Source organism: Dactylosporangium sp. NPDC049742, from assembly GCF_040674675.1.
In the GTDB taxonomy this organism is placed as follows: domain Bacteria; phylum Actinomycetota; class Actinomycetes; order Mycobacteriales; family Micromonosporaceae; genus Dactylosporangium; species Dactylosporangium maewongense.
The window spans coordinates 43,388-61,909 of sequence record NZ_JBFANF010000012.1 but is presented as its reverse complement, the minus strand read 5'-3'; the positions used below and the strand labels follow the sequence as shown (position 1 = coordinate 61,909).

16 protein-coding genes are annotated in these 18,522 nt (G+C 71.5%); 8 read left to right on the top strand and 8 right to left on the bottom strand.

Annotated features, from left to right (window positions below; genetic code table 11):
• The first annotated feature begins 81 nt into the window (after positions 1-81).
• The 3 genes from AB0J72_RS17445 to AB0J72_RS17435 are packed head-to-tail and all read left to right on the top strand — an operon-like array spanning position 82 to position 4,647.
• Positions 82-1,998: a hypothetical protein gene (locus AB0J72_RS17445; protein ID WP_363399795.1), complete on the top strand. Its 1,917-nt coding sequence runs from the start codon at positions 82-84 to the stop codon at positions 1,996-1,998.
• A gap of 25 nt (positions 1,999-2,023) precedes the next feature.
• On the top strand, positions 2,024-2,992 hold the full coding sequence (locus tag AB0J72_RS17440) for a glycosyltransferase family 2 protein (protein WP_363399793.1): 969 nt from the start codon (positions 2,024-2,026) through the stop codon (positions 2,990-2,992).
• Entirely contained in the window at positions 2,989-4,647 is a 1,659-nt protein-coding gene (locus AB0J72_RS17435; protein WP_363399791.1) for a hypothetical protein, read from the top strand. Before AB0J72_RS17440 ends, AB0J72_RS17435 begins: the two co-directional genes overlap by 4 nt.
• A 244-nt stretch (positions 4,648-4,891) precedes the next feature.
• Here AB0J72_RS17435 and AB0J72_RS17430 read toward each other — a convergent pair whose 3' ends face one another.
• A complete protein-coding gene (locus tag AB0J72_RS17430; RefSeq protein WP_363399789.1) occupies positions 4,892-5,773 on the bottom strand; it encodes an RNA polymerase sigma factor SigF in 882 nt (293 codons plus the stop codon).
• A gap of 518 nt (positions 5,774-6,291) precedes the next feature.
• Here AB0J72_RS17430 and AB0J72_RS17425 point away from each other — a divergent pair.
• Positions 6,292-6,495: a cold-shock protein gene (locus AB0J72_RS17425; RefSeq protein WP_033363591.1), complete on the top strand. Its 204-nt coding sequence runs from the start codon at positions 6,292-6,294 to the stop codon at positions 6,493-6,495.
• A 246-nt stretch (positions 6,496-6,741) separates the two neighbouring features.
• Here the strand turns inward: AB0J72_RS17425 and AB0J72_RS17420 are convergent, their stop codons facing one another.
• The 4 genes from AB0J72_RS17420 to AB0J72_RS17405 all read right to left on the bottom strand — a co-directional run bounded on the left by AB0J72_RS17420 (position 6,742) and on the right by AB0J72_RS17405 (position 8,073).
• Positions 6,742-7,017, bottom strand: a complete 276-nt coding sequence (locus AB0J72_RS17420) for a hypothetical protein (RefSeq protein ID WP_363399786.1) — start codon at positions 7,015-7,017, stop codon at positions 6,742-6,744.
• A gap of 82 nt (positions 7,018-7,099) precedes the next feature.
• Positions 7,100-7,411: an STAS domain-containing protein gene (locus AB0J72_RS17415; RefSeq protein WP_363399784.1), complete on the bottom strand. Its 312-nt coding sequence runs from the start codon at positions 7,409-7,411 to the stop codon at positions 7,100-7,102.
• Positions 7,408-7,764: an ATP-binding protein gene (locus tag AB0J72_RS17410; protein ID WP_363399782.1), complete on the bottom strand. Its 357-nt coding sequence runs from the start codon at positions 7,762-7,764 to the stop codon at positions 7,408-7,410. The genes AB0J72_RS17415 and AB0J72_RS17410 overlap by 4 nt, the downstream gene beginning before the upstream one ends.
• A gap of 45 nt (positions 7,765-7,809) precedes the next feature.
• Complete coding sequence (locus AB0J72_RS17405; RefSeq protein WP_363399780.1) at positions 7,810-8,073, bottom strand: hypothetical protein; 264 nt, start codon at positions 8,071-8,073, stop codon at positions 7,810-7,812.
• A gap of 299 nt (positions 8,074-8,372) precedes the next feature.
• Between AB0J72_RS17405 and rho the strand changes: the two genes are divergently transcribed.
• Complete coding sequence (gene rho / locus AB0J72_RS17400; RefSeq protein ID WP_363399778.1) at positions 8,373-9,593, top strand: transcription termination factor Rho; 1,221 nt, start codon at positions 8,373-8,375, stop codon at positions 9,591-9,593.
• Between the two features lie 1,323 nt (positions 9,594-10,916).
• Here the strand turns inward: rho and AB0J72_RS17395 are convergent.
• Together AB0J72_RS17395 and AB0J72_RS17390 are read right to left on the bottom strand one after the other, a co-directional pair.
• Positions 10,917-11,786 (bottom strand): hypothetical protein, encoded by an 870-nt coding sequence (locus AB0J72_RS17395; RefSeq protein WP_363399776.1) that lies wholly within the window; start codon positions 11,784-11,786, stop codon positions 10,917-10,919.
• 34 nt (positions 11,787-11,820) lie between these two features.
• Positions 11,821-12,783 (bottom strand): zinc-binding alcohol dehydrogenase family protein, encoded by a 963-nt coding sequence (locus tag AB0J72_RS17390; RefSeq protein WP_363399774.1) that lies wholly within the window; start codon positions 12,781-12,783, stop codon positions 11,821-11,823.
• Positions 12,784-12,855: 72 nt separating this feature from the next.
• Here AB0J72_RS17390 and AB0J72_RS17385 point away from each other — a divergent pair, with 72 nt between their 5' ends.
• Both AB0J72_RS17385 and AB0J72_RS17380 read left to right on the top strand, forming a co-directional pair.
• Positions 12,856-13,194 carry a helix-turn-helix domain-containing protein gene (locus tag AB0J72_RS17385; protein WP_344515169.1) on the top strand — a complete coding sequence of 113 codons (339 nt, stop codon included), beginning with the start codon at positions 12,856-12,858 and terminating at the stop codon, positions 13,192-13,194.
• Positions 13,191-13,763: a 50S ribosomal protein L11 methyltransferase gene (locus tag AB0J72_RS17380; protein ID WP_363399771.1), complete on the top strand. Its 573-nt coding sequence runs from the start codon at positions 13,191-13,193 to the stop codon at positions 13,761-13,763. The genes AB0J72_RS17385 and AB0J72_RS17380 overlap by 4 nt, the downstream gene beginning before the upstream one ends.
• 87 nt (positions 13,764-13,850) lie before the next feature.
• On the opposite strand, the gene AB0J72_RS17375 is transcribed toward AB0J72_RS17380, so the two are convergent.
• On the bottom strand, positions 13,851-16,370 hold the full coding sequence (locus AB0J72_RS17375; RefSeq protein WP_363399769.1) for a Tex family protein: 2,520 nt from the start codon (positions 16,368-16,370) through the stop codon (positions 13,851-13,853).
• 176 nt (positions 16,371-16,546) lie between these two features.
• On the opposite strand from AB0J72_RS17375, the gene AB0J72_RS17370 reads away from it, so the two are divergent.
• Complete coding sequence (locus AB0J72_RS17370) at positions 16,547-18,349, top strand: sigma-70 family RNA polymerase sigma factor (protein WP_363399767.1); 1,803 nt, start codon at positions 16,547-16,549, stop codon at positions 18,347-18,349.
• Positions 18,350-18,522 lie beyond the last annotated feature (173 nt).

Sequence of the window (18,522 nt, the reverse complement as noted above, 5' to 3'; positions counted from 1 at the left end):
CGTACCTGGACAACGCGATATCGTCACCTCCCGTCGGCGACGTTGCATCGCCGGTGCCCCCGATCGATACGGAGCGTGTTGGTGATCCGCAAAACGGTGGTGGCGCTGGCGCTCGCCTGGCTCGTCCCGCTCGCGACCCACCAGCTGCATCTGGACATCGTGCTTCCGGTGCTGGTCCTGGCGGGCGCCGTGGCGATCCAGCGGGGCACCGCGAGCCTGCTGGACCGGGTCGTGACGGCCGGGAGCCAGCTGTTCGGCGCGGCCTGTGTCTTCGGGATCGCGATCACGCTGTGGCCCGGCCACCTGCACCCGACATTGATCGCCGGCACAGCGTTGTCGGTGCTGGTACTGATCGCGGCGGCCACGGGCCGGGTGCCCGAAATGCCCCCGATGCGTAAAGACGCGCTCCTCGCCGCGGCCGTCGCCGTGGTGTCGCTGGTCGCCCTCGTCCCGTACGTCGTCCGCGACCTCGGCGGCCGCCTCGGCCTCCCGCTCGCCGGCGAGGACATCGCCCGCCACTACCTGCTGTTCGACGTCATCGGCCGCACCGGCGGCTACCTGTTCATGCGACCGGAGGCGCTGCGCCCGTTCGTGCCCGACGCCGAGCTGACCGGCATCGCCAACTACCCCCAGGGCCTGCACTTCAGCTACGCCGTCCTGGACCGCTTCGTGCGCTCGTCGGGCCACAACGCCGCGCCCGCCACCGCCGTCGACGTCATGGTGTGGCTGCTCGTCGGCACGTACCTGCTGCTCGCCCTCGCCGTGCTGTGGGCCGCCCGCCGGATCGCCGGCCCGGGCGCGAGCCCCGCCAGCCTGCTGCCGGTCCTCGCGCTCGCCGCCGCCTGGCTGGTCCTCGGCGACCCGGTGACCGTGCTGTCCCGCGGCTACCCCAACGAGCTCGCCGGCCTCACCTGCGCCGCCGTCCTCACCGCGGTCGTCGCCCGCCCCCTGACCCGCCGCGGCGAGCAGACCGCGACGGTCGCCCTGCTGCTGGTCGGCGTCTCGTTCACGTACTCGCTGTTCCTGCCCTACGCGGGGATCGTCGCCGCCCTGTGGGCCGTCCGCGCCCGGCTGTGGCGGTTCTGGTGGGCGTGGCTGGTCGCCGTCGCCGTCGCCGGGCTCGCCGCGATCGGCCCGCTGACCGCGGCGCGCGCCTCCAGCGGCGGCCAGCTGCTGCTCAACGGCACCGCCCGGATCGTCGACCGGCCCGCCACGGCGCTGCTCGTGGTGCTCGCGGCGGTCGGCGTCCTGGCGCTGCGCAGCCCGCGCCTGCGCGCCGCCGGGTTCGCGCTCGCCACCGCCGGGCTGATGGCGGCCGGGCTCGGTGCGTACCAGCTGGCCACCCTCGGCAGGACGGTCTACTACTTCGACAAGCTCCTGCACCTGCTGATCGTCGTCGCGCTGTGCACCCTCGGCGGGCTCGCCAGGCTCCGCTTCAAGGCCACCGCCGCCGTCGCCGTGCCCGTCGTGCTGCTCATGGTGGTCGCCGGCGGCCAGTGGCACACGACGCCGGTCGCGCCGGGCGTGAAGCTGGCGCTCGGCAAGGACCGTGGCGCCCCGGACGCGGCCCGCGACGCGCTGCTGATCGCCAGGATGTTCCCCGACGGCGGCGGCGCGATGAACGTCAACCTCATGAGCACGCCCTGGCGTAACTGGTCCGGCACGCTCGGTGCCGCCGCCCTGCAGGGCCAGTACCGGAACTTCCCCGGATGGTCCGGACTGCTGTACCCCGGCGGCAAAGGCGGCACGATGGCCGACCTCGACCGTCTCGTCGCCGACAGCCCGGTGCCGGTCCGGTTCTTCCTGCACGACCCGGCGGCCAGCCTGCTCGTTGTGGATACGGATCACCCGAGCCGCCCCGCGGTGCGGGCCGGACAGCCGTTGCCGGTAGCCTTCGGTGATCCGGCGGCACCGTCGAACTTCGAGGCAGCGCGCGCGCTCGCCGCGAAGTATCCGACAAAAGTGCAGCTCGTGTACGCTACGCCAGCGAACCCTTAAGGATCGCCGAGACGGATTGGTCATCGTGCAAACACCCGTGGTGAGCGTCGTCATTCCGACGCGCAACAGGCCCGAGCTGGTGGTCCGGGCCGTGCGCAGCGCACTGGACCAGACGCTGCGGGAGGTCGAGGTCGTCGTCATCATTGACGGACCCGACGCCGCGACGGTTGCGGCCCTTCGCGAGATCGGCGACGAGCGGGTCCGCTGGGTCGAGCGGGAGACGTCCGGTGGGGCGCCCGCAGCGCGCAACCACGGCGTCGACGTCGCCGCCGCCGAGTGGGTCGCGTTCCTCGACGACGACGACGAGTGGCTCCCGGAGAAACTGGAAACCCAGCTGTCCCGGGCGAAGGCGTCCGGGGTGCCGCTGCCGATCGTGGGCAGCCGCCTCTACATGCGCACCCCGCGCGCCGAGCTGATCATGCCGCGCCGCGTCCCGGCGCCCGGCGAGCCGATCAGCGAATACCTGGCCGTCCGGCACGGGCTCTTCCACGGCGACGGGTTCATCCAGACCTCCACGATCATGGCGCCGACGGCGCTGCTGCGGAAGGTGCCGTTCGCCGACGGGCTGCGCCGCCTGCAGGAGCTCGACTGGACGCTGCGCAGCCTGCAGGAGGAAGGCGTCGACCTGATCTACGCCGAGGAGCCTCTCGTCATCTGGTACGCCGACGAGAACCGCCCCAGGATCAGCTTCGACGCGCCGTGGAAGCAGTCGCTGGTCTGGCTGCGCGAGACCCGCCCGCGGGTCACGCCCCGCGCCTACGCGGCGCTCGCGATGAGCGTCGTCGGCTCGATGGCCGCCGCCAGCCGCAGCCCCCGGGTCTTCTTCGACCTGCTCGGCGAGGCCCGCCGGCACGGCAAGCCCAGCATGACCGACTACGTGACCTTCCTGCAGGTCTGGCTGGTCCCCGCCGGGCCGCGGCGGGTCGTGCGCGACTTCTTCCTGAGCCGCAGCCGGCGCAAGGGCAAGAAGCAGCTGCAGGCCAGCGCCCGATGAGCAGGCGCACCGCGATCCCCGCGGGCGCCGTCGCCGTCGTCCTGGCGGTCCTCGCGGCGATCCTGGAGCACGGCCGCACCGGCAGCGTCAGCGAGTCGGCGGAGGCCTTCGCCGCCGCGGTCATCGCGCTCGGCGTCGTCGGCCTCGCGGCCAGCCTGCGCGGCATCACGCTGCGCGGCGCGGTCACCGGCGGGCTCTTCACCCTCGCCGGCATCCTCACCTGGACCGCCACCCAGCACCCGATCGTCATCTGGGCCGTGCTGTTCGTCGAGGTCGTCGTCTTCGCCGTCTGGGGCCGGCCGTGGCTGCGCACCCTGCGGGAGCTGCCGGGCCTCGGCGGCGCCTGGCTCGGCCTGTCCTACTGGGTCTTCGGTGTGCTGGGCGCCCTGTTCGTCCTGCGCGCCGGCCACCTGACCGTGGCGGCGCAGCGGCTGGCGTACCTCGGCGTCTTCACCCTTGCGGTCCTGGCCGTCGTCGCCACGACCCGGCGGGACCGCGACGGCGACCGTGACCCCGCCGGCGACCGGCACCGCGACCTCAGCGTCGGCATGGCCGCGGCGATCCTCGTCGGCATCGGCGCGCTGCTCTACTTCGGCGCCGGCAGTCTCTTCGACGAGCTGCACGCCATCCCCGACAGCGCCTCGGCCCGCATCATGCGCAACCGCTTCTGGGGCGGCCCCGGCCTCTTCTACCACCCGAACTCCCTCGCCGGCCTCGTGGTGATCGCCGCCGTGCGGGTCGGATTCGACCGGGCGTTCGCCGCCTGGCAGCGCGTCGGCGTCGCGGCCGTCGCCGCCCTGGTCCTCTCGATCAGTGACTCCCGCACCGGATTCGTGTTCGCCACAGCCGCTGCGTTTGCGTTCGCGGCGGTTGTACTGCTCCGCCACTGGACGGGCCGGAAGAGCCGTGGTGGCCGGACCGGCCACGCCACCGATTCCCAGCCTTCTGAGCAGCGCCGGAGCGAGACCACGGTCGGCGGGCAGGACGGCGACCTCGACCGCTGGGGGCGGCCCGCGCTGGTGGCGGTCGCGATGCCGTTCCTGGTGCTGGTGGCCGTCTTCACCATCGGCGGCGGCAGCGACTTCCTGTTCCGCGACCGGTTCACCGCCGGCGGCAACGACGTCACCAGCGGGCGCACCGACACGTGGCGCCAGGTCTGGGTCGACTGGAAGCACGCCGGCTGGGCCGAGAAGACGTTCGGCGACGCCCGCACCTCGCGGGCCGTCGTGCACCGGGACGACGACGGCGCACCCAAGGAAGGCCCGCGCCGCGACCTGAACACCGACAACGCCGCGGTCGGCGCCTTCCGCCGTGGCGGCGTCCTCGGCGCGATCGGCTTCCTCATCGGCGTGGCGCTGCTGCTCTGGCACGCCCTGCGCGGGCTCTGGCAGGCGGTCGTCCTGCGCCGCCCCGGCGTCCGCCACCCCGCGACCTGGTTCACCGTGGCCGCGGCCGCCGCCGTACCGACGATCATGACCGAGGACTGGGTCATCGGCGGCACCAACGGCGCGATCTGGCTCGTCCTGCTCGCCGGCGAGGTCCGCTCCAAGCACCTCGCCGAGCCCTCCGCGGTCGTCCCGGTCCAGACCCCGTCATCCGCCCCTGCCGAGACTGCGCCGTCGGCCGACAGCGGTCGCGACACGTCCCGGGCCTGATCCGTTCCCGACGGACCGCATCAGCGCGCCGGGACTCTTCATCGCGGTCGTCCCGGCCCGGAACGTTGCAGTCCGCGGACCCGCCGGGTCAGGGGGAACGGTCGCGGCGCATTCAGCGTCCGATCCCGTTTTTCGGTCCAATCCCGGCATTGTGGGGCATTGACCGGCGTCTGTGCAGTGTGAGCGGCCCGGAGGATGCGACATTGCATTCCTCCGGGCCGCAGACGCTTGCGGACGGTGACGGTTACTCGGCGAGCGCGGTCAGCTCGGACCGGAGGGTGCGCAGCGCGCCCGCGAGAAGGCGGGACACGTGCATCTGGGAGATTCCGAGCTGGGCGGCGATCTGCGACTGGGTCAGATTGCCGTGGAACCGCATCGCGATGATCTTCTGCTCGCGCTCGGGCAGCTTGGCCAGGATGGGGCGCAGGGCCTCGCGGTTCTCGACGTTGACCATGTCGGGGTCCTCGCCGCCGAGCAGGTCGCCGAGGCCGTTGGCGCCGGCGTCCGTGTTGTCGCCGGCGGGGGCGTCCAGCGACAGCGCGCGGTACGCCTGCCCGCAGTCCAGGCCCTCGATGATCTCCTCTTCGCTGACGTTGAGGCGGGCGGCGAGGTCAGCGACCGTGGGGGAGCGGCCCAGGTCCTGGGCGAGGTCGCCGGAGACCTTCGAGATCTCCAGGCGCAGCTCCTGCAGGCGGCGGGGCACGCGGACGTCCCAACCCTTGTCCCGGAAGTGGCGCTTGAGCTCGCCGACGATCATCGGGATGGCGTAGCTGGTGAACGCGGCGCCGCGGCCCGGGTCGTAACCGTCGACCGACTTGATCAGGCCCAGGTTGGCGACCTGGACGAGGTCGTCGAACTGCTCGCCACGGTTGCGGAAGCGCCGGGCCAGGTACTCGGCGAGGGGGATGTACAGCTCGATGAGGCGGGCCCGGACGCGGTCGCGGTCGGCGCCGGCCGGCAGGTCGCCGAGCAGGGACAGCAGGGCCTTGGCCTGGGCGTCGTTGGCCCGCGTGCTGCTGCTCTCGGTCGGGGTCTCGTGGCTCTGGGCGATGGCGCGGCTGACGTCCCGGGAGGCGGGGACGGACGGCGCGGACACGGCGGCGGTGCTGGAGACAGAGATCGTCATCGGGATGACCTTTCGGGGCGTTTGACCGGAGCAACGGTGACGGCACGGTCGTCAGAGCCGTGCGGGAAGGGGTTGCGTCACCGTGCCGGGCAGGCGCTGAGCGCACTGAAGCCGGCGCCGGTCGGGAATCGCTCTCGACACCCGTTGTTTGAGTGCCGGTGCAAGACCTGCGAGGTCAGCCGAAGGACCGGCCCGCCGCTGCTGGACGGGAGCCCTAAATCGTCCGTTCGGACGAGGTGACCGAGCCCGACTGTACTAGAGCGATGCGCCAAATGCGAGATGAGCGCTCCCACGGGGGGCGGATAGGGCACATTGTCACTGAATGTGGAGTCTGTCAATACTCTGTGTGTACATTTGGAATGGTTGTGCATTTCAATTCGGTAGTCGATCGGGTCCGTATGCCGATACCGGGGCTGCGTTTTTGCAGCGCGCAAGCTACCGTCTCACCCGTGGCGTGCACCTGATTCAACATTGATCCGTGAGGTGCGGGTCGGGGTGTCGTCGCTAAGGAGTTACACGTGGCATCAGGCACGGTGAAGTGGTTCAACTCGGAGAAGGGCTACGGCTTCATCTCGCAGGACAACGGTGGACCCGATGTGTTCGCGCACTACTCGGCGATCCAGGCCACCGGCTACCGCGAGCTGACCGAGGGTCAGAAGGTCGAGTTCGAGATCACTCAGGGCCAGAAGGGTCCGCAGGCCGACAACATCCGTCCGGTCTGACACACCCTTAGTCGTAGGCCGAGACCCGCTTCACGGCCGAAGGAGTATGCAAGCCCCCGTCCGGTGCGTCCGGCGGGGGCTTTGCGGTTCCTGGACAGGATCGCGGCGGTTCGTGGACACCTGCGGCGGGCGGTTCGTGCGCGGCTGCGGCGGTTCCTGGACGCCGCTGGGTGGTCCGTAGACGCCGCTGGGGCGGTTCCTGGAGGCCGCCGCGGCGCTCCTCGGGCGCCGCGGCGGAAGAAAATTTCAGGCCAGCGCGGTCGGGCGGGCGAAGACCTCGGGAGTGCACGAGTGGGCGTACGCCTGCCGGATCATCCGCAGCGCCCAGTTCATCCTGGGCGAGGCGGTCTCCGGGTGATCACCGAACTCCGTGGCGACCGTCGCGACGCAGCCCTGCACACCGATCTGCCGGAGCGTGGTCGTCACCGCTGCGCGCACGTCAGCCTCCGCCGGAACCTGGGATATCTGCAGCGTGGAGGCGAAGAGTGCTTCAGCGCGGACCGCTTCGAACGTCGACTCCATGGTGGTGACCTCCTGCTCTGTGCTCCCCTGCTGTGGTCCAGCTAACTCCTGACCGGGTGCCGGGATGCTTCGAGTTCGGTTGCTAAACGGTTAGGCCGAACGTCTCCAGCAGCCCGGTGAGCTCTAGCAGCCTGTGGACGGCGGGGCTGGTGCCGATGATGCGCAGATCGCCGTCGACGTCCGACTGGGCGGCGACGAGGACCTGAATACCGGTCGAGTCCATGAACGGCACGCCGGTGAGGTCGAGATCGACCCGGGAGGGCGCGTACGCACGGATGGCGTCGCGCAGCGACTCGATGAGGGTGGGGGCGCTCGTCATGTCGAGCTCGCCGGTGGCGGTCACGAGGACCGCGCCGTCGCCGGCGGGAGAGACCAGTGCGGCGAATGCGGTCACAGTTGCTTCACCACCCTGAGCAGCAGGCCGTCGCCGCCGACGTCGACCGTGTCGGCCAGGCTCGAGACGACCTGGAGGGACGGTTGCGATGGCAAAAGCGCGTCAGGGGCATCCGGCGGAGACGTGACTTCGATCACGCACGCCTTCTCATTGACAGTAGCGCGGACCTGGAAGGCGACGCCCACCCGTACGTGACTGATCACGTTGGCCCAGGTCTCGGAGACGATCAGGCCGATGTCGGCGCGTGCCTGCTCGCCGACGCCCAGGCCGGAGAGCGCGCCGTCCAGCACATGCCTGAGAGTGTTCATACGATCAAGATCGCGTGGCAGGTCGACGGTCAGGCGCAGGTCCACAATCGCAGTGTTACCGCACAGCGGAGATCGGAAACGCGCCGCAGGTCAGCCGGCGTATGCGAACTCGCGGGCGGCCAGCTCCTGGTAGGCGGCGCCGACCATGCCCAGCGCCCAGCTCATGCGGGCGGCGGCGGTCTCCGGGTGCTCACCGAACTCGCCGGCGACGCGGGCGGCGCAGCCCTTGATGCCGAACCGCCGCAGCGTGGAGGTGACCGCGGACCGGATCTGGACCGGCGACGGCTCCTGCGAGGCCTGCAGGGCGGAGGCGAAGAGGGCCTCGGCGCGGACCGTGTCAAACGTGCTGTTCATGTCAACCCCCCGGCTGCTGTGCTTCCCGACTGCAAACAGCGTTTCGCCGGGATGGTGCGGCTTGGTCCGCCGTACGGTTGCCGGAAGGTAGCGTGTCGACTACGGACAGATACTTGCCCTGGAGGGCTTGACGAGCTACGGTCAAGCCAGTCCCGCGGAAGTCGGCAGTCTGTCGCCCGGGGACCACCTTTCTCAGACGCGTGTCACGCCCTCTCGCAGGAAGCCAAGGTCACACGCGTTTCGGCCAGTGTTCTCAGGGACACAAGCCACCTCACACGCCAGTCCCGAGGAGGACGCCCATGGCCCCAACCGAAGTGTTGGATCGATCCGCCAAGCAAAGTCACGCAACGAAGCCTCGCCGTGCCAGAGCGGCGCAGCGCAACCGGGACCACAGCCGGCCCGGAGGTCAGCCCCAGCCGCCCGAGTCGGGTGAGGCCCGGGACGTCGCCGGCATCGCCGACATCGTCCGCGACAAGATGATCCTGAGGGTCGACAGCTACAGCCCCGGCCCCGACGACGTCGCCATCCCGGCGGCGATGGTCCGGCGGTACGGGCTGCGCCACGGCGACGCGATCACCGGCAGCGCCAACGGCTCGACGCTCACCAGGCTCGACACCGTGCACGGCAACGACCCCGAATGGGCCCGCGGCCGGCCCGAGTTCAGCAAGCTGACCGCGCTCTTCCCGCAGGAGCGGCTGCGGCTGGAGACCGGCCCCCGGCAGCTCACCAACCGGCTCATCGACCTGGTCATGCCGATCGGCAAGGGCCAGCGCGCGCTCATCGTGTCGCCGCCCAAGGCCGGCAAGACGATGGTCCTGCAGTCGATCGCCAACGCGATCGCGCACAACAACCCCGAGGTCCACCTCATGGTCCTGCTCATCGACGAGCGGCCCGAAGAGGTCACCGAGATGCAGCGGTCCGTGCAGGGCGAGGTCATCGCCTCGACGTTCGACCGGCCGCCGTCGGAGCACACCGGCATCGCCGAGCTCGCCGCCGAGCGCGCCAAGCGCCTCGTCGAGCTGGGCCACGACGTGGTCCTCCTGCTCGACTCGATCACCCGGCTCGGGCGCGCCTACAACAACTCCGCCCCCGCCTCCGGCCGCATCCTCACCGGCGGCATCGACGCCAACGCGCTCTACCCGCCGAAGCGCCTGCTGGGCGCCGCCCGCAACATCGAGAACGGCGGGTCCCTCACGATCATCGCGTCCGCGCTGGTCGAGACCGGTTCGACCGGCGACACGGTCATCTTCGAGGAGTTCAAGGGCACCGGCAACGCCGAGCTCAAGCTCGACCGCAAGCTCGCCGACCGCCGCGTCTTCCCCGCGATCGACATCGACGCCTCCAGCACCCGCCGCGACGACGTCATCCTGCACCCCGACGAGCTGCTGGCCGTCTCCCGCCTGCGCAAGGCCCTGGCCGCAGCCAACGGCGGCGCGACCGAGCAGCTGCTGGACCGCCTCTCCAAGACCCAGTCCAACGCCGAGTTCCTGACCATGCTCCTGCGCGGCAACGCCACCTGACCCCCACCCGCCGCTACAGAAGGTGACGGCGCGCCCACGATCCAAAGATCAATTTTTCCGTGCGGTGTAGCGTTAGGTATGCAGGACGCCGCCGCCGGTGCCTTCACGATCTGCCAGCGGTGGGGCCGCGCTCGAGAACCCCTCAGCCGTGGCACCGTCCGCCACGCCACCAGCACGACCCGCCGCTCCACGCCGCCCGCGCGAGGGTGGGGTTGGTGAGGGGTAGGACGTTCGCGCCGCCAGCGCGAGGGCCGTTCGGGAGGACGTGCGGGACTTCGCGCCCAGCCAGCGCGAGCGGGGACTCTGGGCGAGAGCGGGCTCCGCAGCGGGCTCTGTCTGGGTGAGGCGAGCGGGCTCCGGGCTTCCGGGTGGAAGCCGGTGGCCCTGGGGCGCGAGAGCGGGTCTCCGGGGCGACAGCGGGCCTCGGGGTGGACGACAGCGGGTCTCCGGGGCGACAGCGCGGGTGCACAGGCGTGAAGGGAGCGGGACGTGCTGTCCACGGGCCGCTGGTCACGTCGCCAGCGCGGCCGTCTGTGAGAGTGCAGCGCGCCGCGTCCACGGGTCGCTGTTTCGCGTCGCTGGCGCGAGGACGTCCGTGAGGCATCGCGCCTGGTCGGCGCGAGTGGCTGGATTCGCACCTGGTTGGCGCCGGCGGCTGCTCCGGGTGTCAGCGCGAGCGGGCTCCGCGCGAGCGGGCTCCGCGCGAGCGGGCTCCGGGTGCCAGTGGGGCTCCGGGTGCCAGCGCGAGCGGGGCGGCACCGAGAGCCTCGGGCCTGCCGAGATCCACGGGCCTGCCGAGATCCACGGGCCTGCCGAGATCCACGGGCCTGCCGAGATCCACGGGCTTGCCGAGATCCAGGGCAACGCGGTGCGGGACCTCCGGGGTGAACAGGGCGGGCGCCACGTCCCAGGGCGTTGGTCGCGTTGTCGATGCGGCAATCAGTGGTTGCCAGCGCGACACCCGCGAAGTGGGCAAGATGACCCCGCGAAGTGGGCAAGCAACCCCGCGAAGGGGCAAGACGCCGCGGCCAATGTTTTGCGGTGCCGGTGTGGGGACGTCCGTGACGACGGCGGGATGCCGCGTCTTCGCGCCCCGCTGGGGCGACGCCGCGTCTTCGCGCTGCCAGTCGATGCCTCGTGCCGATGATCACCGGCTCCGGCGCTGGGGCGTCCGTGAGGGGCAACCTGATCGCGCTCGGTCAGCGCGAGCGTGCTCCGGGCTCAGCCGGGTTCCGGGAGGGTCGGCGTGAGCGAGTGCCCGGGATCAGTCGGGTTCCCGAGGAGCCAGCGGGTGCCAGGGATCAGTTGGGCTCCCGGAAGGGGTCAGCGTGAGCGGGCGCCGGGGGTGAGGCGGACCAGGGCGTCGTCTGCGGACAGGATGCCCAGGGCTGAGGCGTACGCCATCTCGCGGCCCCAGGAAGCGACGTCCGCCGGGGCCAGGTCGGCCACGCCCTCGACGGTTGTCAGGTGTTCGCGCAGGCCCAGCCAGCTCTCCGTCGCGGCCACGCCCTCGGGGGTGGTCTGGTCGGCCCAGTTGAAGTCGACCACGAAGTACTGCGCCAGGTAGACCGCGGCGGCGCCGATGATCGCGCCGGTGACCTGGTCGGGGACCTTGGCGCTGAGTTCGCTGTCGACCCACCACCAGGTGACGAACATGAGCAGCGCGGGCAGGATCGCGCCGAGGAGCAGGGCGCGGCGGGTCTTCGGGGTCAGGCGGGGGGTGGAGAGGCCGCGCGTGCGGGCCTCGGCGACCACGGCGCGGTAGAAGGTGCGGCGCCACCTGCGGGCCTCTGTCCAGCTGTCGAACGCCAGGCTGGTCAGGGTCGTCTCCCCGTTGACCGACAGGTGGTGGACCCGGTCGAGGATCTGCTGCTCGTACGGCGTCAGGCTCCGGCCGTCGCCCTTGCGCAGGCGGGCCGTCGTCTGCACCGGGTCGTCGCCGGTCTCGCGCAGCTCCAGGAAGCCCCGCGCGGCCAGGTCGAGCAGCGTGCTGTCGATCGCGTCCTCGTCGGAACGCCACCGGTTGACCATCAGGCTGACCACCGCCGGCGGCTTCTGCCCCGGCAGGTCGGTGCGCGCCGGCCCGGGCTCGGGCAGCCGGGGACGGGAGCGCCAAAGGGTCACCGCCACCGCGGCGACCCAGATCGCCAGCGCGGCGGGCACGCTGAACTCAAGGAACGGTGGCCAGTCCACGATGATCCTTCCCACGGGGGATGGGGAGATGCCCTCACTCTAGCGGCTCAGCCACCACGACCTTGCCGACCATATGTCCGGATTCCACCATTTCGTGAGCACGTGTGAGCGACGCCGCGTTCAGGCCGTCCAGCCGGGTCGTCAGCGTGGAGCGGATGGTGCCGGCGTCCACGAGTGTGGCGACCCGGTCCAGCAGCTCGTGCTGGGCGATCATGTCCGGGGTCTGGAACAGCGGCCGGGTGAACATCAGCTCCCAGTGGAAGCTGATGCTCTTCGTCTTGAGCGGCAGCAGGTCCAGTCCCTCGGGCTCGTCGATCGCGGTGATCGCCCCGCCGGGCCGGAGGATCTCGGCGAAGCGCTCGATCAGGCCGGGCCGGCCCGTGCTCGGCGAGAAGATGTAGTCCACCTCCGTCGGGAGGTCGTCATGGTGTACGACGTCGTGCGCGCCGAGCGAAAGCGCCCAGTCGCGCGACTCGGCACGGGACGCGGTGCCGATCACGGTCAGGCCGGTCAGGGCCCGCGCCAGCTGGATCATCATCGAGCCGACCCCGCCCGCGGCGCCGAGCACCAGCAGCGTGCCCGTCGACTGTTCCGAGAGGCGGAACCGGTCGAACAGCGTCTCCCACGCCGTGATCGTCGTCAGCGGCAGCGCGGCCGCCGACGCGAAGTCCAGCGAGCGCGGCTTGCGCCCCACGATCCGCTCGTCGACCAGGTGCAGCGCCGAGTTGGTGCCGGGGCGGTCGATGCTGCCCGCGTAGTACACCTCGTCGCCCGGCGCGAAGAGCGTCACCTCGCCGCCCACGGCCACGACCACCCCGGCCGCGTCCCAGCCGAGCACCCGGTCCCCGCCGCCCTTGCGGACCTTGTGGTCCACCGGGTTGACCGAGACCGCCTGCACCCGCACGAGCAGGTCCCGCGGGCCGGGTTCGGGCACTGGCAGCTCGACGTCCCTGAGGCCGTCCGCCGTGCTGATCACGGCCGGCATGTTCGTACTCATGCCGCCGACGCTATCCAGAGCGCCCTAGTTACCCGCAAGGGTGATGAGTTTCCATTGGGTACTGTTGGCCGCGTGCCCGACGACGTCTACGCGGCCTGCTGCCCGTGCCGCGACATGCTCGACCTGCTCGCCAACAAGTGGAGCGCGCTCGCCCTCGGCGCGCTGGAAGACGGGCCGCGGCGCTTCGGTAGCCTACGGACCCGACTGCAGGGCATCAGCCCGAAGGTCCTCACCGTCACCCTGCGCAAGTTGGAGGAGCACGGGTTGATCACCCGGAAGGTGTTCGCCGAGGTGCCGCTGCGGGTCGAGTACGAGCTGACCCCGCTCGGCCGGGACGCGTGCGCGCCGCTCGCGCACCTGCGGACCTGGGTCGAGTCCAACATCCACCGCTTCCCGGCAGCGGCGGCATGATCCTTCCGCTGCTGCCCGAGCTCACCCTCGACCTCGCCGCCGAGGACGCGGGCCTGTTCGACGCCACCGGGGGTGCGTACCGCAGCGACGAGCCCCCGCCGTTCTGGTCGTTCGCGTGGCCCGGCGGGATGGCGCTCGGTCGCTTCCTGCTGGATCAGCCGCTGTACGTGGCCGGCCGCAGCGTCATGGACCTGGGCGCCGGGTCGGGGCTGGTCGGCATCGCCGCGGCCCGAGCCGGCGCCTGCACGGTCACCGCCGTCGACACCGACCCGGCGGCCCTGGCGGCGTGCGCCCGCAACGCCCGGGCCAACGGCGTCGACATCGTCACCTCGTCGGTCCCGGTCGACGCCGAGGTCATCGTCGCCGGCGACGTCTTCTACAGCGGCCCCGTGGCCGAGCGGGTCCTCGGCTACCTGCGCCGCAGCGGCGCGGAGGTCCTGGTCGGCGACCCCGGCCGCGGCTACCTGCCCACCCGCCTGTTCGAGGCGCTCGCCACGTACGAGGTCCCGGTCCGCGTCAAGCTCGAAGACCAGTGCGCGATGCGCACCACCATCTGGCGCCTCCGCTGACCAGCGCGGCGGGCGCTCGGCGGTGGCGAGTGGCTGCACAACGGCCCGGGAGCAGGGAAATCATGCTCCCGGGCCGTTGTAGGCGGGCTACTTCTTGTTGAGGCCGTCGAGGCCCTTGTCGAGGCCTGCCCGGCGGAGTGCGTCGGCGAGGGCGCTGTTCTGCAGGCCACCGCTGTCGCGCTGACGGCCGCCACCGCGGGAGTCGCCGCCGCGGCCGCCCGAGCCGCCGCGCTGGCCTCCGGACCCACCGGACCCACCAGCGCCACCCGAGCCGCCGCCGCGCTGACCGCCGCCGCCCGCGCCACCCGAGCCACCCGAGCCGCGGCCGCCCGAGCTGCGGGGACCGCCGCCCTGGCCGCCGCGGCCGCCGGACGAGCCCGCGCCGCCGGGGCCGCGCTGGCCGCCGGAGGGGCCGCCGCCGGGGGCGCCGGACTGCTGGGCCTCGTCGTCGAGGCGCAGGGTGAGGGAGATGCGCTTGCGGGGGATGTCGACGTCGAGGACCTTGACGCGCACGATGTCGCCGGGCTTGACGACCTCGCGGGGGTCCTTCACGAACGTGTAGGACAGGGCCGACACGTGGACCAGGCCGTCCTGGTGCACGCCGACGTCGACGAAGGCGCCGAACGCCGCCACGTTGGTGACCACGCCTTCCAGCAGCATGCCGGGGGTGAGGTCGGAGATCTTCTCGACGCCGTCGGCGAAGGTGGCGGTCTTGAAGGCTGGGCGGGGGTCGCGGCCCGGCTTCTCCAGCTCCTTGAGGATGTCGGTGACGGTCGGCAGACCGAAGGTGTCGTCGACGAAGTCGGCCGGCTTCAACCGGGCCAGGGCCGTGCCGTTGCCGATGAGGGCCTTCATGTCGGTGCCGGTCGCGGCCAGGATGCGGCGGACCACCGGATACGCCTCGGGGTGGACGCTGGAGGAGTCCAGGGGGTCGTCGCCGTCGGGGATGCGCAGGAAGCCCGCGCACTGCTCGAACGCCTTCGGGCCGAGCCGGGCCACGTCCTTCAGCGCCCGGCGGGAGCGGAAGGGCCCGTTCGCGTCGCGGTGCGCGACGATCGCGTCGGCCAGGCTGCCGCCGATGCCCGAGACGCGGGTCAGCAGGGGCGCGGATGCCGTGTTGACGTCGACGCCGACGCCGTTGACGCAGTCCTCGACCACCGCGTCGAGGGAGCGGGACAGCTTCGACTCGGACAGGTCGTGCTGGTACTGCCCGACGCCGATGGACTTGGGGTCGATCTTCACCAGCTCGGCGAGGGGGTCCTGCAGGCGGCGGGCGATGGAGACGGCGCCGCGCAGCGACACGTCCATGCCGGGGAGCTCCTGCGCGGCGAAGGCCGACGCCGAATACACCGACGCGCCGGCCTCGGAGACCATCACCTTGGTGACGTTGAGCTGCGGGAACTGCTTGACCAGGTCGGCGGCGAGCTTGTCGGTCTCGCGGGAGGCGGTGCCGTTGCCGATCGAGATCAGCTGGACGTCGTGCTTCTGGCAGAGGGCGGCGAGGATCGCGAGCGACTCGTTCCACTTGTTCTGCGGCACGTGCGGGTAGATCGTGTGCGTGTCGACGACCTTGCCGGTGGCGTCGACGACGGCGACCTTCACGCCGGTGCGGAAGCCCGGGTCGAGGCCCATCGTGGCGCGGGTGCCGGCCGGCGCGGCGAGCAGCAGGTCACGGAGGTTGGCGGCGAAGACCCGGACCGCCTCCTCCTCGGCCGCCTGCCACAGGCGCATCCGCAGGTCGATCCCGAGGTGGACGAGGATGCGGGTGCGCCAGGCCCAGCGGACCGTGTCGTTGAGCCACTTGTCGGCGGCCCGGCCCTCGTCGCGGATGCCGAACTTCGAGGCGATCGTCGGCTCGTACAGCGACGGGAGATCGGGATCCTGGGTGGGCTCCAGCACCAGGTCCAGCATCTCCTCCTTCTCGCCGCGGAACATGGCGAGGATGCGGTGCGAGGGCAGCTTGGTGAAGGGCTCGCTGAAGTCGAAGTAGTCGGAGAACTTCGCCCCGTCGGCCTCCTTGCCGTCGCGCATCCTCGACACGAGGCGGCCCTGCCCCCACATCGTCTCGCGCAGCGAGCCGATGAGGTCGGCGTCCTCGGAGAAGCGCTCGACCAGGATCGCCCGCGCCCCGTCGAGGGCCGCGGCGGCGTCGGCGACGCCCTTGTCGGCGTCGACGAAGACCGCGGCGGCGGCGAGCGGGTCGACGGTGGGGTCGGCGAGCAGCCCGTCGGCGAGCGGCTCCAGGCCCGCCTCGCGGGCGATCATCGCCTTGGTCCGCCGCTTCGGCTTGTACGGCAGGTAGATGTCCTCGAGCCGGGCCTTGGAGTCCGCGGCCATGATCTGCGCCAGCAGGGCGTCGTCGAGCTTGCCCTGGGTGCGGATCGACTCGATGATCGCCGTCCGGCGCTCCTCCATCTCCCGGAGGTAGCGCAGCCGCTCCTCCAGGGTGCGCAGCTGGGTGTCGTCGAGCATCTCGGTCGCTTCTTTGCGATACCGGGCGATGAAGGGCACGGTCGCGCCGCCGTCGAGCAGCTCGACCGCGGCGGCCACCTGCCGCTCCCTGACACCGAGCTCTTCGGCGATCCGCGCCTGAATGGAGGTCGTCACGATTCTGCATTCTGCCCCACCCGCCACGCCCGTCGCGAAGGCAGCGCGCCGGTGAAGCCGAACGGGGACCGAGCGTAGCGAGAACAGAGCCCAACGTGACCTGGAAAAAGTCGAAGAGAAAGCGTTATTGACCCTGAGCTGCTTCGTCTCCTGAATAGTTCGACAGGAGGATGCGGATGGGCACGGCCACGGTGATCGCGGCGCGGGACGGTGACCAGCGGGCGCTTGACGCCCTGGTCGCCGAGTACCTGCCGCTGATCTACAACATCGTCGGGCGGGCGTTGCAGGGGCACGCCGACGTCGACGACGTGGTGCAGGAGACCATGCTCCGGATCGTCGACGGGCTGCCGCGGCTGCGCGAGCCGGAGAGCTTCCGGTCGTGGGCCGTCGCCATCGCGATGCACCAGGTCAGGGACCGGCACCGCAGGCAGACCCAGGCGCCGCTGGTCGGTGACTGGGCGGACCCGACCGACACCGCGGACCCGGGCGCAGACTTCGCCGACCTCGCGATCACCAGGCTGCGGCTGTCGGGGCAGCGCCAGGAGGTCGCGGAGGCGACCCGGTGGCTCGACCACGACGACCGGGAGCTGCTGTCGCTGTGGTGGCTGGAGGCCGCCGGGCAGCTGGAGCGCGACGAGGTCGTCGAGGCGCTGCACATCACGAGGCAGCACGCGGCGGTGCGGATCCAGCGGATGAAGGCGCAGCTCGACGCGGCCCGCGCGGTCGTGCGGGCGCTGGCCGTGCGGCCCCGCTGCCCGGAGCTGCAGGCGATCGTGACCAGCTGGGACGGGCGGCCGAGCGCGCTGTGGCGCAAGCGGCTGGCCCGCCACACCCGCGAGTGCCAGCGGTGCGACCGGGCGTGGGCCGACATGGTCGCCGCGGAGCGCCTCCTCGCCGGGATCTCGCTGGTGCCGGTCCCGTTCGTGTTCAGCGCGGCGGCCACGAAGACCGGCGCCCTGGCGACCGGGGCGATCGGCGTCAAGGGGCTCAAGGGGCTGATCCTGGGCTGGTTCGGCGCCGCGAAGCCGGCCCTGGCCGGCGTCGCCGCGACCGTCGCGATCGCGGGGGCGGCCGGCGCCGTCTACGTGGCCACCAGCGGCGAGCAGAAGCCCGCGGTCGTGTCCCAGCCGGGGGAGTCGCCGTCCGCACAGCAGAGCCAGAGCGCCGCCGCGCCGAGCAGCGTGCCACCGTCCAGCGCGGCGCCGAGCAGGAGCGCGAGCGCACCAGCGGCGCTGCCGCCGGCGGTGAAGAGCCCGAAGAAGGGCGTCAGCACCAACGGCAAGGTCAACTTCAACCAGGCGGCCGTCAAGGACATGAAGGCCGGCTGGTACTACAACTGGTCGCCGGCGCCGAGCTTCGGCGCGACCAGCGGCGTCGAGTTCGTGCCGATGGTGTGGGGCACCGCGAACGTCGACGCCGACGTCGCCAAGGCCAAGCAGAACGGCAAGGTGCTGCTCGGGTTCAACGAGCCCGACCTCAAAGAGCAGTCGAACATGAGCCCGGAGCAGGTCCTCGACCTGTGGCCGAAGCTGCAGGCGTCCGGCCTGCGGCTCGGCAGCCCGTCCGTCGCGTACGGCGGCGACACCCCCGGCGGCTGGCTCGACCGCTTCATGAGCGGGGCGAAGCAGCGCGGCTACCGGGTCGACTTCATCACGCTGCACTGGTACGGCGGCGACTTCGGACCGGACGCGCCGAACCAGCTCAAGCGCTACCTGCAGAACGTGTACAACCGGTACAAGCTGCCCATCTGGCTGACCGAGTACGCGCTGATGCGGTTCGAGAACGGCACCGTCTACCCGACCGTTGACCAGCAGGTCAGCTTCGTGAAGAGCTCCACGGCGATGCTCGAGGGACTGTCGTTCGTCGAACGGTATGCCTGGTTCATCCTGTACAGCTCGAAAGCGGGCGACACCGGTCTCTACAGCAACGGCACCACTCCGACCGGGGTGGGCGCCGCCTATCGCGCAGCAGGAGGATGATCATGGACGCGAGATCGGGTGGCGCCGCCACACTGCTCGGTGCGCTCAACGACGCCTGTGAGGATTTCCAGCGGTACGGGCAGCAGGTCGCCGCCACGCACGGCCCCATGCACTGGGAGCTGATCGGTCGCATCGGACCCGGTGAGGCGCCGTTCGCCCTGGTCGGCGTGGTG

What these genes read in the sequence shown, in the direction of transcription:
- AB0J72_RS17435 (WP_363399791.1), top strand. Translation starts at nt 2,989, where the DNA reads ATGAGCAGGCGCACCGCGATCCCCGCGGGCGCCGTCGCCGTCGTCCTG.
- AB0J72_RS17430 (WP_363399789.1), bottom strand. Translation starts at nt 5,773, where the DNA reads ATGACGATCTCTGTCTCCAGCACCGCCGCCGTGTCCGCGCCGTCCGTC.
- AB0J72_RS17420 (WP_363399786.1), bottom strand. Translation starts at nt 7,017, where the DNA reads ATGGAGTCGACGTTCGAAGCGGTCCGCGCTGAAGCACTCTTCGCCTCC.
- AB0J72_RS17405 (WP_363399780.1), bottom strand. Translation starts at nt 8,073, where the DNA reads ATGAACAGCACGTTTGACACGGTCCGCGCCGAGGCCCTCTTCGCCTCC.
- rho (WP_363399778.1), top strand. Translation starts at nt 8,373, where the DNA reads ATGGCCCCAACCGAAGTGTTGGATCGATCCGCCAAGCAAAGTCACGCA.
- AB0J72_RS17390 (WP_363399774.1), bottom strand. Translation starts at nt 12,783, where the DNA reads ATGAGTACGAACATGCCGGCCGTGATCAGCACGGCGGACGGCCTCAGG.
- AB0J72_RS17380 (WP_363399771.1), top strand. Translation starts at nt 13,191, where the DNA reads ATGATCCTTCCGCTGCTGCCCGAGCTCACCCTCGACCTCGCCGCCGAG.
- AB0J72_RS17370 (WP_363399767.1), top strand. Translation starts at nt 16,547, where the DNA reads ATGGGCACGGCCACGGTGATCGCGGCGCGGGACGGTGACCAGCGGGCG.